This window comes from Curtobacterium luteum (assembly GCF_001475545.1).
Lineage (GTDB): Bacteria > Actinomycetota > Actinomycetes > Actinomycetales > Microbacteriaceae > Curtobacterium > Curtobacterium luteum_A.
The window spans coordinates 1-12,765 of record NZ_LDQC01000111.1 but is presented as its reverse complement, the minus strand read 5'-3'; the positions used below and the strand labels follow the sequence as shown (position 1 = coordinate 12,765).

Here is a 12,765-nt window from a genome sequence, read left to right as displayed (position 1 = left end):
GGAAGACGGACGGGAGGCGCGGTGCCTGCTGGCACCGCGCCTCCCGCCCGTCAGGTGGTCGCAGACGAGACCGGGGGGCGCCTACTCGGCCAGGCCGTAGAGGCGGTCGCCCGCGTCCCCGAGACCGGGCACGATGTAGCCGTTCTCATCGAGCTTCTCGTCGAGCGCACCGAGCACGATCGAGACGTTGCGGTCGCCGACGGCCTGCTCGACGGCGTCGAGGCCCTCCGGGGCGCCGAGGATGCACACGCACGTGACCTCTTCCGCGCCGCGGTCGAAGAGGAAGTCGATCGCGGCGGCGAGGGTGCCGCCCGTCGCGAGCATCGGGTCGAGCACGAAGCACTGCCGGCCGGAGAGGTCGTCCGGCAGTCGCTCGGCGTAGGTCTGCGGCTCGAGGGTCTGTTCGTTGCGGGCCATGCCGAGGAAGCCGACCTCGGCCGTGGGGACGAGCTTGACCATGCCCTCGAGCATGCCGAGCCCGGCACGGAGGATCGGGACCACGAGCGGACGGGGCTTGGCGATGGCGACGCCCATGGTGTGCGCGACCGGCGTGTCGATCGGTGTGGCGGTGACGCGGACGTTCCGCGTGGCCTCGTACGCGAGGAGCGTGACGAGCTCCTCGGTCAGGGCGCGGAACGTCGGCGAAGGGGTCGTCCGGTCGCGGAGCACCGAGAGCTTGTGCGTGATGAGCGGGTGGTCGGCGACGTGGACTCGCATAGGGTCGAGCCTACCGTGCTGCCGACTGCCTGGAGGTCCCGTGGAAGCACCCGCCGCCCGCCCGTGGGTCGCCGCGATGGAGGCCGCCCTGGTCGAGGCCCGCGCGTGCCTGGCGACCGGGGACGTCCCCGTCGGAGCGGTCGTGGTGGACGCGTCGGGGGTCGTCGTCGCGACCGGACGCAACGAGCGCGAGGCCCTGCAGGACCCGACGGCGCACGCCGAGGTGCTCGCGCTCCGAGCGGCGGCCGCGGCGACAGGGGACCGGCACCTCGACGGCTGCACGCTCGTGGTCACGCTCGAGCCGTGCGTCATGTGCGCCGGTGCGGTCCTCGCCGCGCGGGTTCCCCGGGTGGTGTTCGGGGCGTGGGACCCGAAGGCCGGCGCGACGGGGAGCGTCTACGACGTCGCGCGTGACCGTCGGCTGCCGCATCGGTCCGAGGTCGTCGGCGGGGTGCTCGAGGCGCCGTGCGCGGCCCTGCTCGACGACTTCTTCGGCGCCCGGCGCTGACGCGGAGTCGCCAGGGTGACCCCTGACGGACGGGAGGCCCGTGGCGGCGCCGCCACGGGCCTCCCGTCCGTCAGGTCGTCAGGTCGTCACCAGATGACGGCGATGAGCACGTTGACGATCGCGAGTGCACCCGCGGAGTGGAAGAACGGCAGGGCGGCCTTGCTCTTCGCCTGTCCCGCATCCGCTCGCTTCTGACGAGCACGCGCGACGAACGCGAGCACGAGCGCGACGAGGGCGATGACGAGCTTCACGCCGAGCTTGGTGTGGTTCGCGCCACCGTCCGTCGTCGCGTCGATGAGCCCCATCAGGCCGAGGCCGGTGACGAGCTGCACGACCAGGCCGATCACGATCCAGTTCGTCTCGAAGCCGCCCTTTCGCCGCACCTGGAACAGGAACGAACCGATCACCGCCGCGAGGCCGATGAAGTGGAGGATGAGCAGGACGTCACGGAGCGCGGTCATGCAGCCATCGTGCAACATCCGACATCCGGGTCGCCAGCAAGGGCACCCTCAGCCGAGGAGACCGCTCAGTCGGCGGCGCGGAGGACGATCGCCTCGGTCGGAGGGCGCGGACCGGTCCGGAGGACGTCGGGCTCGACGTAGATCACCCGGGCGATCGGTACGGCCTGACGCACACGGTGCTCGACCGCGTCGATGCCCGCTGCGACGTCACCCAGGCGCCGGTCGCCGTCGACCGCGACCTTCACGCCGACCATGAGCTCGTCCGGGCCGAGGTAGAGCGTCTTGATGTGGATGATCGCGTCGACCTCGGGACCGTCGAGCAGCGCCTCCTTGATCCGCGCGACGTCGGCGGCGCTCGCACCCTCACCGACGAGCAGGCTCTTCGTCTCGACGCCGAGCACCAGCGCCACGGCGATGAGCAGTACCGCGATGAGGATCGTGCCGATCGCGTCGAACACCCCGTTGCCGGTGATCGCGGTCAGGCCGACGCCGAACAGCGCGAAGACCAGGCCGGTCAGGGCGGCGGTGTCCTCGAGCATCACGACGGGGAGTTCCGGCGCCTTCGCCCGGCGCACGTACTGCACCCAGGACAGCGAGCCCTTGTTCGGCCGAGCCTCGCGGAGCGCGGTGCGGAGGGAGAAGCCCTCGAGGCCGATCGCGATGACGAGCACGACCAGGGGGAGCCACCAGCTCTCCAGCGGGTGCGGGTTCCGCAGCTTCTCGATCCCCTCGTACAGCGAGAACACGCCACCGACGGAGAACAGCACGATCGACACGACGAAGGCGTACACGTACCGCTCGCGCCCGTAGCCGAACGGGTGCTCCTCGTCGGCGGCCCGTCGAGCGCGGCGACCGCCGAGCAGGAGCAGGAGCTGGTTCGCGGAGTCGGCGAGGGAGTGCACGCCCTCCGCCAGCATCGACGCCGAGCCGCTGATCGCCGCCGCGACGAACTTCACGATCGCGATGCCGATGTTCGCACCGAGTGCGGCGAAGATCGCCTTCGTGCCTCCGGAAGCGCTCACGGGTACCCCTTCAGTCCTGGCCTGACTGACGATCCTAGGCCGTCGGTAGGGTCGGGGGTCATGACCATCGAACTGCCCCGCACCGCCCTGCTCGGCGTCGGCTCCATGTCCGGCGCGGTCCTCGACGGGCTCCTCGCCGCCGGACTCGACCCGACGACCGTCGTCCTCACGACGAAGTCGGAGGAGTCCGCGGCGGCGCACCGCTCGCGGGGTCTCGACGCGCACGCGAGCGACACCGAGCCGGACGCCAACCGTGCTGCCGTCCGCGGCGCCGGACTCGTCGTCGTCGGGGTGAAGCCGTACATGATCGCCGACCTGCTCGCCGAGGTCGCGGACGACCTCGCGCCGGGGACGGTCCTGGTCAGTGTCGCCGTCGGCACCACCACCGCGAGCATGGAGGCGGCGGTCCCCGAGGGGGTCCGGGTCGTGCGCGCACTGCCGAACACGCCGATCGGGGTCGGGCGTGGCGTCACCGGGATCAGCGCGGGCGACTCGGCGGACGAGGACGCCGTGGCGCTCGCCTCGACGGTGTTCTCGGTGTCGGGCTCGGTGATCGAGGTGCCCGAGTCGCAGCTCGACGCCCTGTCGGCCGTGTCCGGCTCGGGCCCCGCCTACGTCTTCCTGCTCGTGGAGCAGTGGCAGCGGGCGGCGGAGGAGCTCGGGTTCACGCCGGAGCAGGTCGCCACCATGGTGCAGGGGACCCTGAGCGGTGCGGTCGCGCTCCTCGAGTCCTCGGACAAGACCCCGGCGGAGCTCCGCCGGGCCGTCACCAGTCCGAAGGGCACCACCGAGCGCGCGGTCGCCGTCCTGCAGGACGCCGACCTGTCGGGGACGTTGCTCCGCGCGTCACACGCGGCGATCGCGCGGGCCGAGGAGATCGCGGCCGGCTGACGCGGGTGCGGTGGACGTGACCACAGGCCGGCCTGGAGGCGCGGTGCGGGCCCGCCCCGCGCCTCCAGGCCGCCGGGTGTCCGCCTGGACGGTCGGTCACCCGCGCTGCTCACTCCAGCGCGGCGAAGCGTTCCAGGTCGGCCGTGGCACCGGAGACGATGATGACGTCCTCCTCGCCGATCACGCTCTCGGGGGTGGCGGGGACGAACGCCTGCCCCGGCGTCTTGATCCCGAGCACCGTCAGGCCGAAGCGCGTCCGGATGACGGTCGTCGCGAGGTCCTTCCCGCGCACCGCGGCCGGCGGGAACATCTTCACGACGGCGAAGTCGTCGTCGAACTGGATGAAGTCGAGCATGCGGCCGGACACCAGGTGCGCCGTCCGCTCGCCGGCCTCGCGCTCCGGGTAGACGACGTGGTTCGCGCCGATGCGGGACAGGATCACGCCGTGCGAGCGGCTGACGGCCTTCGCCCAGATCTGCGGGATGCCGAGGTCGACGAGGTTCGCCGTGATGAGCACGCTCGACTCCAGGTCGGAGCCGACCCCGACGACGGCGATCGCGAAGTCCTGCGCCCCGATCTGCCGGAGGGCGTCCATGTCGGTGGCGTCGGCCTGGACCGCGTGGGTCACCCGGTCGGACCACTTCTGCACGAGCCCCGCGTCCGTGTCGACCACCAGGACCTCACGGTGCTGCCGCTCGAGCTGCCCCGCGGTCGCGGCGCCGAAGCGACCGAGCCCGATCACCAGGACCGGGGCGTCGTGGCTGACGGCGCCGGCGAGCGGGTGGGTGGACGGCAACGGCGTACGGGAACGGTCAGCCAACGATCGGCCTCTCCTCGGGACGGCGGAACAACTGCCGGCTCTGGCTGGCGGCGAGGGCTGCGGCGATCGTCACTGTACCGACCCGTCCGAGGAACATCGTGGCGGCGAGCACGTACTTGCCCGCCTCCGGGAGTTCGGCGGAGATGCCGGACGAGAGCCCGCACGTGGCGAACGCCGAGATCACCTCGAAGAGCACCCGGTCGAGCGAGTCGCGCGTGATCTGCAGGAGCGTGATGGTCGAGACGGCGACGATCGTCGCGCCCCACAGCACGACGGCGACCGCGACACGGAGCACGTCGCTCGGGATCCGGCGACCGAAGGCCTCCATGCTCTGCCGGCCGCGGGCCTCGGCGACCGCGGCGAGGAAGAGCACCGCGAGCGTGGTCACCTTGATGCCACCGGCGGTGGAGGCCGAGCCGCCGCCGATGAACATGAGCATGTCGGTGACGAGCAGGCTCGCGCCGTGCATCTGCTCGACGTCGATGGTCGCGAAGCCGCCCGACCGGGTCATGGTCGAGAAGAACAGCGCCTGGAACGCGGTGTGTCCGGCGCCGGCCTCGCCGAGCGTGGCCCTGTTGGAGGCCTCGAGCGCCGTGTAGACGACCGCGCCGACCACGAGCAGCACGGCGCTCGTGACGAGGGTGAGCTTGACGTGCAGGGACCAGCGGCGCGGCGTGCGGAACTGCTCCGTGATGGTCCGGATGACCGGGAACCCGATCGACCCCGCGACGACGGCGACCATGATGAGCGAGAGGAACCAGTAGTCGTTCGCGAACGGCGCGAGCCCCTCGGCGTTGGGGGAGAAGCCGGTGTTCGTGAAGGCCATGGCGGCGTAGTAGAACGCGTCGCCGACCGCCGTCCAGAACGGGTAGCCCGCGACGAGGACGGACGGCAGCAGCAGCAGGCCGACCGCGATCTCGATGGTCAGCGTGCTCACCGCGACCGTCGCGAGCAGCGTGCCGACCTCGCCGAGCCGGACCGCCTGCCCCTCCGGCACGGCGCCGTGGTGGGTGCGGAGCGGGTTCGAGTCCCCGGCGGCCATGAGCTTCGCCCGGAGACCGAGGCGCCGGGTCACCACGAGGCCGAGGATCGACGCGAACGTGAGGACCCCGACCGCACCGATCTGGGTGCCGATGACGATGACGACCTTCCCGAACACCGACCAGTGCGTCGCCATGTCGACGGTCGCGAGTCCGGTGACGCAGACCACGGAGGCCGCGGTGAAGAGGGCGTCGGAGAAGTGCGTCGGTCGTCCGTCGGATGCAGCCCACGGCGTCATGAAGAGTGACGTGAACACCAGGATCAACGCCACGAACACGAGGATCGCCAGGCGGGACGGGCTCGCCCGCAAGACCGCGCCGACCTCGGCGAGGCGACGACGCGAGGCCGACGGCCCCACGCGCAGCTCCTCCGTGCGGTCCAGCATGGTCGTATGCCTCCGGGGACATGGGCGGGTCGGATGGCATGGTACATCCGCGACGGGGCGGATAGCCTGGTCCCATGGCCGACATCTTCTCCGTCGTGGCGGACCCGACCCGACGCGAGCTGCTCGGAGCGCTCCTGGCCGCGTACGGCTCCGACGTCACCGGTGGGGAGCTCAGCGTCGGACAGCTCGTCGAGAAGCTCGGCGTCAGCCAGCCCACCGTGTCCAAGCACCTCAGGGTCCTCCGCGACATCGGACTCGTCTCCAGTCGCGAAGAAGGACAGCACCGCTTCTACCGCCTCGACCCGGAGCCGTTGCTGCCGGTCGAGGAGTGGGTCCTGTCGTTCACGGGTGCGGTCGACGCCGACGGCACCCCGGCCACGACCGCGTGGACGCCGGACGGGCAACCGGTGTCGGTGCGGCGCAACGGTGCCGCGGGCAAGGCCACCGTCGAGGTCGGCACGGAGCTCGGCCGCGTGATGGCCGAGGCGTCCTACCGGGCATCCGCAGCACTGACCGGGGCACAGCAGGGCTGGGAGCGCGTGGTCGACCGGAGTCGGAAGCGCTTCACCCGTCGGGGCGACGAGGACTGAGCGCGCTCGCTCGTCCATGCCCCCAGCGCGCACGGGTGTCCTCGGCGCGGTCCCTCGTCACCGTCCGTGGCCGAGTCGTGACCGTGTGCCTGGACACGGCTTCCCACCGGCCTCTACAGTGATCAGAGACCACACAGGTCACACCCAACCCGTGCGTCCGGCGCGCCCGTCGCCGCACGAGTCCCCCGAAGGCGGATCATGACCGGCAGTTTCGACGACGTGCGTTTCCTCACCGTGGCCGAGGTCGCGGAGATGATGCGTGTCTCGAAGATGACCGTCTACCGCATGGTGCACGCCGGGGAGCTCCCGGCCATCCGGTTCGGGCGTTCCTTCCGCGTCCCGGAGTCGGCGGTCGCCGACGTCCTGCGCGGGGGCGTCGCCGACGTCGGCTGAGCACAGCACCGCGCCGGGTACGGCGGCTGTGTTCGACAGGACCGGCGCGCTCCGCTAGACTCGGCCGGGTTGATTTTCCGCGGTCCCGACGGGCGCGGTGTCCACACATCAGCATCGTTCCGAGCGAGGTCCACTATGGGTTCTGTCATCAAGAAGCGCCGCAAGCGCATGGCGAAGAAGAAGCACCGCAAGCTCCTTCGCAAGACGCGTCACCAGCGTCGCAACAAGAAGTAAGTCGAGTACTTGCACCCGAAGCCCCGGTCCGCCGGGGCTTTGGTGTTCCCCTGGCCGGTACGCTGACCCCATGCCCGCCGTGACCCTCCTGACGAAGCCCGGATGCCACCTCTGCGACGACGCCCGACCGATCGTCGAGCAGGTCGTCGCCGAACACCCCGGCGTGACGCTGGAGGAGCGCTCGATCCTCGACGACGACGCCCTCCGCGCGGAGTACGCCGAGGACATCCCGGTGGTCCTGGTCGACGGGCGTGTCCACAGCAACTGGCACGTCGACGCCGATCGACTCCGCCGTGCCCTCGAGAAGGCAGAGGCCTCCGCATGATCCACCACGTCGTCGCCTGGACCCTCCGTGAGGACGTCGACCGCGACGCCTCGATCGCACGCGTCCGCGACCTCCTCACGGGGCTGGTCGGGACGGTGCCGTCGATCCGCTCGCTCGAGGTCGTCGAGAACGTCGCCTACCCCGACAAGAACTCCGACCTCGCCGTGGTCGCGACCTTCGACGACCTCGACGGGCTCGACGCCTACCAGGTCCACCCGGACCACCAGGCAGCGGCCGCGGAGATCCGTGGACTGGTCACGGGGCGGGCCGCCATCGACTGGCGGAGCTGAGCCGCGCCTCCCGGCCGGTCGCCCCGACGATCCCGAAGGCGACAGCCCCCTCCCGATCGGGAGGGGGCTGTCGTCGTGGGGCGCGTCGGGCCGCTGTCCACGGCGCGAGGCGCGTCGGGCTGCTGTCCACGGCGTGAGGCGCGTCGGGCCGCTGTCTACGGCGTGAGGCGCGTCGGACCGCGGAACAGGTAGGTGACCTCGCGGATCGACGGCTCGTGCAGCGCGAGCATGAGCACGCGGGCGAGACCCATGCCGAAGCCGCCGTGCGGCGGGACGCCGTAGCGGAAGAAGTCGAGGTACCAGTCGATCTCGCCGGTGTCGAGGCCCTTCTCCTCCGCCTGGGCCGCGAGTCGGTCGACCCGGTGCTCGCGCTGCGCACCGGTGGAGATCTCCGCGCCGTTGAACAGCAGGTCGTAGCTGTTCGTGAGCGTCGGGTCGTCCTCGTGACGCATGTGGTAGTACGGCCGGATCGAGGCGTCGTAGTCGGTCACGAACACGAACTCGGAGCCGTGCGTCTCCTTCGCCCACGCACTCACGCGGCGCTCGCCCTCGGGGTCGAGGTCACCGTCGGCGCGCACGACGTCGTAGCCGCTGTCGGCAACGATCTTCCGGGCCTCCGCCAGGGTCACGCGCGGGAACGGCGCGGTCGGCACGACGAACTCGAAGCCGAAGACGTCCTCGATCTCCTTGCCGTACTTCTCCTTGACGGCCGTGAACCCGGCGACGAGGACCTCCTCGTGCATGGCCATGACGTCGTGGTGCGACTCCACCCAGGAGATCTCGGCGTCGACGCTCGTGAACTCCGTCGCGTGACGGCTCGTGAACGACGGGTCGGCGCGGAAGGCGTCGGCGATCTCGAACACGGCACCGAACCCGGCCGGCTGGGCCATCTGCTTGAAGTTCTGCGGCGACTGCGCGAGGTACGCGGTCGTCTCGAAGTACTCGAGCTGGAAGAGCTCAGCGCGCGACTCGGATGCGGAAGCCATCAGCTTCGGCGTGTGGATCTCGATGTAGTCGCGGTCGACCCAGTACGAGCGGAACGCGTGCTCCATCGTCGTCTGGATGCGGAAGATGAGGTTCTGCTTGCGGTTGCGGAGGTCGAGGAAGCGCCAGTCGAGCCGCTTGTCGAGCGACGAGTCGTCCGCGATCGGGGTCTCCGGGATGGCGGCGCTCACGACCTCGAGCGAGCCGACCTTGACCTCGAGCCCGCCGAGCTTGACGCGCTCGTCGTGCTTCAGCGTGCCCTGGACGTGCACGAAGGTGCCGTGGGCGAGCCCGGAGATCTCGTTCGTGATTGCCAGGGCTGCCTGCGCGGCGTCGTCGCCGTCCTCGGCCTCGCGGGTCGCGGGGTTCACGAGCTGGGCGGCGCCGGTCTCGTCGCGGAGGACGACGAACTGCACCTTCTTCTGGTCTCGGACGGTCTCGACCCATCCGGCGACGGAGACGGGGCCGTCGGGGAGTGCGGCGAGTTCGGCGATGCGGGTGCGTTCGATCACGGGGGTCGAGTCTAACCGGGTCCTCCACACCGGGTGCATCGCCTGGTCTCCTCCCCAGATCAGCCGGGAGGCCCGGATCGCCCCGCGCGGGTCCGTAGCGTCGTCGAGGTGGTCGGGTCGCGAGCTGTCGGGGAGGTGCGGTGATGGAAGGGAGCGGCGTGCTGGCGGCTTGGCCGGCGGCGGCGGTGGCGGTCGTCGTGGCAGCGGTCTGCACGGCGGCGTTCACGCTGCTCGTGGCGTTCGTCGGGGGCGTGTGGGCGCTGATCCGGTGGAGGCGGGACGTCGCGCGTGAGGAGCGCGACCGGGCGTGGTCGAGGTTCGTCTGGATCGTCGACCAGTCCTGTGACCCGGACGTCGGGCGGACGGAGATCGGGACCATCGGAGCCGACGCGATGTACGACATGCAGATGCTTCGCGAAGACGACGCTGTAATCGGCACGATGGTGCTGGGACTGATCACCGGGAGGGAAGAAGGATGACGACGGGAGACCCGGTCCTGGCGCTGATCGAACGGCGGCGGGAAGAGTGGCGCCAGCGGATCCGGCGGAAGTACCGACTCCGACCGTGGAAGGCCCGGCGGCTCATCTGGGAGCACGACGAACTGATCCGACGGCAGGCCGAATGGAAGGCCGCGCGGAAGGAACGCCGACGATTGATCGAGGCAGGCGAGTTGTCAGGGGAGCGAAGCGCGGAGTGAGCCGAGCGTGCCGATGAACTCCTCGGCCATGCCCGCGCGTTCGACGAGCTTCGCGTGTCGTGCCCTGGCGTCCTCCAGGAACTCGTCGAGCCGTGCGGCGAGGGTTGCCTCGTCGTCGCCGGCGCGGGTGCGCAGGCCATCGACGACCCGCAGCAGCTCCGCCATCTCGTCGAGGGTGAACCCGAGGGGCTTCATGCGACGGATCACGAGCAGCCGATCGAGGTCCTCGGCGGTGTAGACGCGGAACCCACCCGAGGTGCGGCCGCTCGGGACGAGGAGCCCGACCTCGTCGTAGTGCCGGATCGTGCGCAGGGACATGCCGGCGCGCTCGGCCAGTTCCCCGATGTGCATCGTGTCCACGAGACCATCGTACCGACCCTACCCTCACGTGAGGGTAGGGTTGCTCGCGATGTCAGTGATCACACACGCCCCGACGCCGCCGAGTGTCCTCGGTGCCCTCCGCTCCCCGCGCCTGCTCACCCGCGAGGTCCTCGCCGGCGTCGTCACGGCGCTGGCCCTCATCCCGGAGGCGATCTCCTTCTCGGTCGTCGCGGGCGTCGACCCGGCGGTCGGCCTGTTCTCCAGCGTGGTGATCGCGGTGGTGATCGCGGTCGTCGGCGGCCGGCCGGCGATGGTGTCCGCCGCAGCGGGGTCGGTCGCGCTCGTGATCGCACCGCTCGTCCGCGACCACGGCATCGCCTACCTCGTGCCCGCGGTGCTGCTCGGCGGCGTCGTGCAGATCGTCCTCGGACTGCTCGGGGTCGCGCGGCTGATGCGGTTCATCCCGCGGAGCGTGAACGTGGCGTTCGTGAACGCCCTCGCGATCCTCATCTTCACCGCGCAGCTCCCGAACCTGTTCGGCCACGACGTGCCGTTCGTCGTGTGGCCGCTGACGGCGCTCGGCATCGCGGTGATCGTGGGCTTCCCCTTCCTGACGAAGGCCGTCCCCGCGCCGCTCGTCGCGGTGGTCGTCATCACCACGATCACGATCGTCTTCGGCGTCGCCGTGCCGACCGTCGGGGACGAGGGAGCGCTGCCGACGGCCCTCCCCGGCTTCAACGGCGTCACCGTTCCGATCACCTTCGAGACGCTGCAGATCATCGCGCCCTACGCGTTCGGCATGGCGGTGGTCGGACTCATCGAGACGCTGCTCACCGCCCAGCTCGTCGATGCGATCACCGAGACCGGGTCGAGCAAGTGGCGTGAGTCGTGGGGGCAGGGCGTCGCGAACATCGCGTCGGCGTTCTTCGGCGGGACCGGTGGCTGCGCGATGATCGGCCAGACCGTGATCAACGTGAAGACCGCCGGCGCGCGGACCCGGATCTCGACCTTCGTCGCGGGCGTCTCCGTGCTGGTGCTCACCATCGTGCTGCACGACCTCGTCGCGCAGATCCCGATGGCGGCGCTCACCGCGGTGATGGTCATGGTGTGCGTCGCGACCTTCGACTGGCACAGCATCCGACCGAACACCCTGCGCCGGATGCCGCTGGGCGAGACCGTCGTGATGGTGCTCACGGTCGTGGTCGTCGTGGCGACGGACAACCTCGCGACGGGCGTGCTCGTCGGGGTCGTGGCTGCCGCACTGGTCTTCGCCCGCCGAGCAGCCCACGTGGTGTCGGTCGTCCGCGAACCCGTGGACGAGCGCACCGTCCGGTACCGGGTGCGGGGTGCGCTCTTCTTCGCGAGCTCGAACGACCTCGTGACCCGGTTCTCCTACGCCGAGGACCCCGAGCACGTCGTCGTCGACATGGCCGACGCGCACGTGTTCGACGCGAGCACGGTGGCCGCGCTTGACGCTGTCGAACAGCGGTACGCACAGCACGGCTCGACCGTCCGGGTGGAGAACCTCAACACCGGTTCGGTCGCCATCCACGGGCGTCTGTCCGGCCACCTCGGCTGAGCGTCCGGCTGAACGTCCCCGCAGCCGTGAATCCCCTGGGCGGGGGGTGGGAGTGCCGGGGCGACCTAGACTGGAGGCCATGCCCGCGACCCGAGTGCACCTCGTCCGTCACGGCGAGGTGCACAACCCCGACCGTGTCCTCTACGGTCGGCTCCCGGGCTTCGGACTGAGCGAGCTCGGCCTGCAGATGGCCGCCGCTTCGGCCGCCGCCTGGCACGACGCCGGCGTCGACGTGCGGCGGATCGTCGCGTCCCCGTTGCAGCGCACGCAGGAGTCCGCGGCGCCCTGGGCCGAGGCCTACGGGCTCCCGGTGGCGCTCGACGAGCGCCTCATCGAGCCGACGAACCGGTACGAGGGCCAGCCCCCCGGGTTCACGAAGCGATCGATCGGTCGTCCGGCCGAGTGGCCCTGGATCGCGAACCCGTTCCGCCCGAGTTGGGGTGAGGCCTACGAGTCGATCGCGAACCGCATGCTCGCGGCCGTCGCCACGGCCTGGGAGAGCGTGGACGAGGGCGACGTCGTCCTCGTCAGTCACCAGCTCCCGATCTGGATGGTGCACCGTCGACTCGCCGGGGAGCACCTGTGGCACGACCCGCGGCAGCGGCGGTGCGACCTCTCCAGCATCACGACCCTCGAGCGTGTGCCCGCCACGCCGACCGGTCGCTTCACCGAGGTCGGGTACGCGGACCCGGCCGAACGGCTCCGGGAGACCGCGATCGACGAAGGAGCAGTGTGAGGACCACCAGCAAGCGACTCGCGACGGTGGCGGCCACGGCGGTCATCGCCGCGCTCGCCCTCGCCGGGTGCTCTTCGAGCAACGACGCGCTCACGAAGCAGTACGGCAACGGCACGACGCAGAACTACATCTCCGGCAACGGCGCGGTGACCGAGGTCGCCGTGGACAAGCGCACCGACCCGATCTCGTTCGACGTGAAGAGCATCACCGGCGAGCGGCTCTCCTCGAAGACGCTCAAGGGCAAGGTCGTCGTCGTCAA

The 12,765-nt window shown here is 70.8% G+C and carries 17 protein-coding genes and 1 pseudogene; 11 read left to right on the top strand and 7 right to left on the bottom strand.

The genetic code is table 11. The features are described 5' to 3' along the window. Positions 1-81: 81 nt before the first annotated feature. Entirely contained in the window at positions 82-717 is a 636-nt protein-coding gene (gene upp / locus NS184_RS15790) for a uracil phosphoribosyltransferase (RefSeq protein WP_058727048.1), read from the bottom strand. A 76-nt stretch (positions 718-793) separates the two neighbouring features. Between upp and NS184_RS15785 the strand changes: the two genes are divergently transcribed. After that, the gene (locus NS184_RS15785; protein ID WP_058727050.1) at positions 794-1,225 is read left to right on the top strand and encodes a nucleoside deaminase; all 432 of its coding nucleotides are present in this window, start codon (positions 794-796) and stop codon (positions 1,223-1,225) included. 86 nt (positions 1,226-1,311) lie between these two features. On the opposite strand, the gene NS184_RS15780 is transcribed toward NS184_RS15785, so the two are convergent. Continuing rightward, positions 1,312-1,686 carry a hypothetical protein gene (locus NS184_RS15780; RefSeq protein WP_058727047.1) on the bottom strand — a complete coding sequence of 125 codons (375 nt, stop codon included), beginning with the start codon at positions 1,684-1,686 and terminating at the stop codon, positions 1,312-1,314. Positions 1,687-1,751: 65 nt separating this feature from the next. Then, the gene (locus NS184_RS15775) at positions 1,752-2,708 is read right to left on the bottom strand and encodes a cation diffusion facilitator family transporter (protein WP_058727046.1); all 957 of its coding nucleotides are present in this window, start codon (positions 2,706-2,708) and stop codon (positions 1,752-1,754) included. Positions 2,709-2,768: 60 nt separating this feature from the next. Between NS184_RS15775 and proC the strand changes: the two genes are divergently transcribed. Further along, entirely contained in the window at positions 2,769-3,599 is an 831-nt protein-coding gene (gene proC, locus NS184_RS15770) for a pyrroline-5-carboxylate reductase (protein WP_058727045.1), read from the top strand. A 109-nt stretch (positions 3,600-3,708) separates the two neighbouring features. Here proC and NS184_RS15765 read toward each other — a convergent pair whose 3' ends face one another. Together NS184_RS15765 and NS184_RS15760 are read right to left on the bottom strand one after the other, a co-directional pair. Next, positions 3,709-4,395 carry a potassium channel family protein gene (locus NS184_RS15765; RefSeq protein WP_058727044.1) on the bottom strand — a complete coding sequence of 229 codons (687 nt, stop codon included), beginning with the start codon at positions 4,393-4,395 and terminating at the stop codon, positions 3,709-3,711. 16 nt (positions 4,396-4,411) lie between these two features. After that, a complete protein-coding gene (locus tag NS184_RS15760; protein WP_058727043.1) occupies positions 4,412-5,845 on the bottom strand; it encodes a TrkH family potassium uptake protein in 1,434 nt (477 codons plus the stop codon). 74 nt (positions 5,846-5,919) lie between these two features. Between NS184_RS15760 and NS184_RS15755 the strand changes: the two genes are divergently transcribed. The 5 genes from NS184_RS15755 (at position 5,920) to NS184_RS15740 (ending at position 7,677) form a co-directional block, all read left to right on the top strand. Beyond that, positions 5,920-6,435: an ArsR/SmtB family transcription factor gene (locus tag NS184_RS15755; protein WP_058727042.1), complete on the top strand. Its 516-nt coding sequence runs from the start codon at positions 5,920-5,922 to the stop codon at positions 6,433-6,435. Positions 6,436-6,633: 198 nt separating this feature from the next. Continuing rightward, a complete protein-coding gene (locus tag NS184_RS15750) occupies positions 6,634-6,828 on the top strand; it encodes a helix-turn-helix domain-containing protein (protein WP_017888579.1) in 195 nt (64 codons plus the stop codon). 135 nt (positions 6,829-6,963) lie between these two features. Beyond that, the gene (locus NS184_RS17545) at positions 6,964-7,062 is read left to right on the top strand and encodes a 30S ribosomal protein bS22 (protein WP_003792170.1); all 99 of its coding nucleotides are present in this window, start codon (positions 6,964-6,966) and stop codon (positions 7,060-7,062) included. Between the two features lie 70 nt (positions 7,063-7,132). Further along, the gene (locus NS184_RS15745) at positions 7,133-7,387 is read left to right on the top strand and encodes a glutaredoxin family protein (protein ID WP_058727041.1); all 255 of its coding nucleotides are present in this window, start codon (positions 7,133-7,135) and stop codon (positions 7,385-7,387) included. Next, complete coding sequence (locus tag NS184_RS15740; RefSeq protein ID WP_058727040.1) at positions 7,384-7,677, top strand: Dabb family protein; 294 nt, start codon at positions 7,384-7,386, stop codon at positions 7,675-7,677. Before NS184_RS15745 ends, NS184_RS15740 begins: the two co-directional genes overlap by 4 nt. 155 nt (positions 7,678-7,832) lie before the next feature. Here the strand turns inward: NS184_RS15740 and aspS are convergent, their stop codons facing one another. After that, positions 7,833-9,173 (bottom strand): aspartate--tRNA(Asn) ligase, encoded by a 1,341-nt coding sequence (gene aspS / locus NS184_RS15735; RefSeq protein ID WP_152998266.1) that lies wholly within the window; start codon positions 9,171-9,173, stop codon positions 7,833-7,835. Positions 9,174-9,316: 143 nt separating this feature from the next. On the opposite strand from aspS, the gene NS184_RS15730 reads away from it, so the two are divergent. Further along, the gene (locus NS184_RS15730; RefSeq protein WP_152998265.1) at positions 9,317-9,652 is read left to right on the top strand and encodes a hypothetical protein; all 336 of its coding nucleotides are present in this window, start codon (positions 9,317-9,319) and stop codon (positions 9,650-9,652) included. A 194-nt stretch (positions 9,653-9,846) separates the two neighbouring features. Here NS184_RS15730 and NS184_RS15720 read toward each other — a convergent pair whose 3' ends face one another. Beyond that, a complete protein-coding gene (locus tag NS184_RS15720) occupies positions 9,847-10,221 on the bottom strand; it encodes a MerR family transcriptional regulator (RefSeq protein ID WP_058727049.1) in 375 nt (124 codons plus the stop codon). A 58-nt stretch (positions 10,222-10,279) separates the two neighbouring features. Between NS184_RS15720 and NS184_RS15715 the strand changes: the two genes are divergently transcribed. From NS184_RS15715 to NS184_RS15705, 3 genes and pseudogenes are all read left to right on the top strand, one after another. Further along, positions 10,280-11,770, top strand: a complete 1,491-nt coding sequence (locus NS184_RS15715) for a SulP family inorganic anion transporter (RefSeq protein WP_058727036.1) — start codon at positions 10,280-10,282, stop codon at positions 11,768-11,770. A gap of 79 nt (positions 11,771-11,849) precedes the next feature. Continuing rightward, positions 11,850-12,506, top strand: coding sequence for a histidine phosphatase family protein (locus NS184_RS15710; protein WP_058727035.1), 657 nt, complete (start codon positions 11,850-11,852; stop codon positions 12,504-12,506). Then, positions 12,503-12,765 (top strand): annotated as a pseudogene (locus NS184_RS15705) (TlpA family protein disulfide reductase); the annotation flags it as partial. The gene NS184_RS15710 and the pseudogene NS184_RS15705, both read left to right, overlap by 4 nt.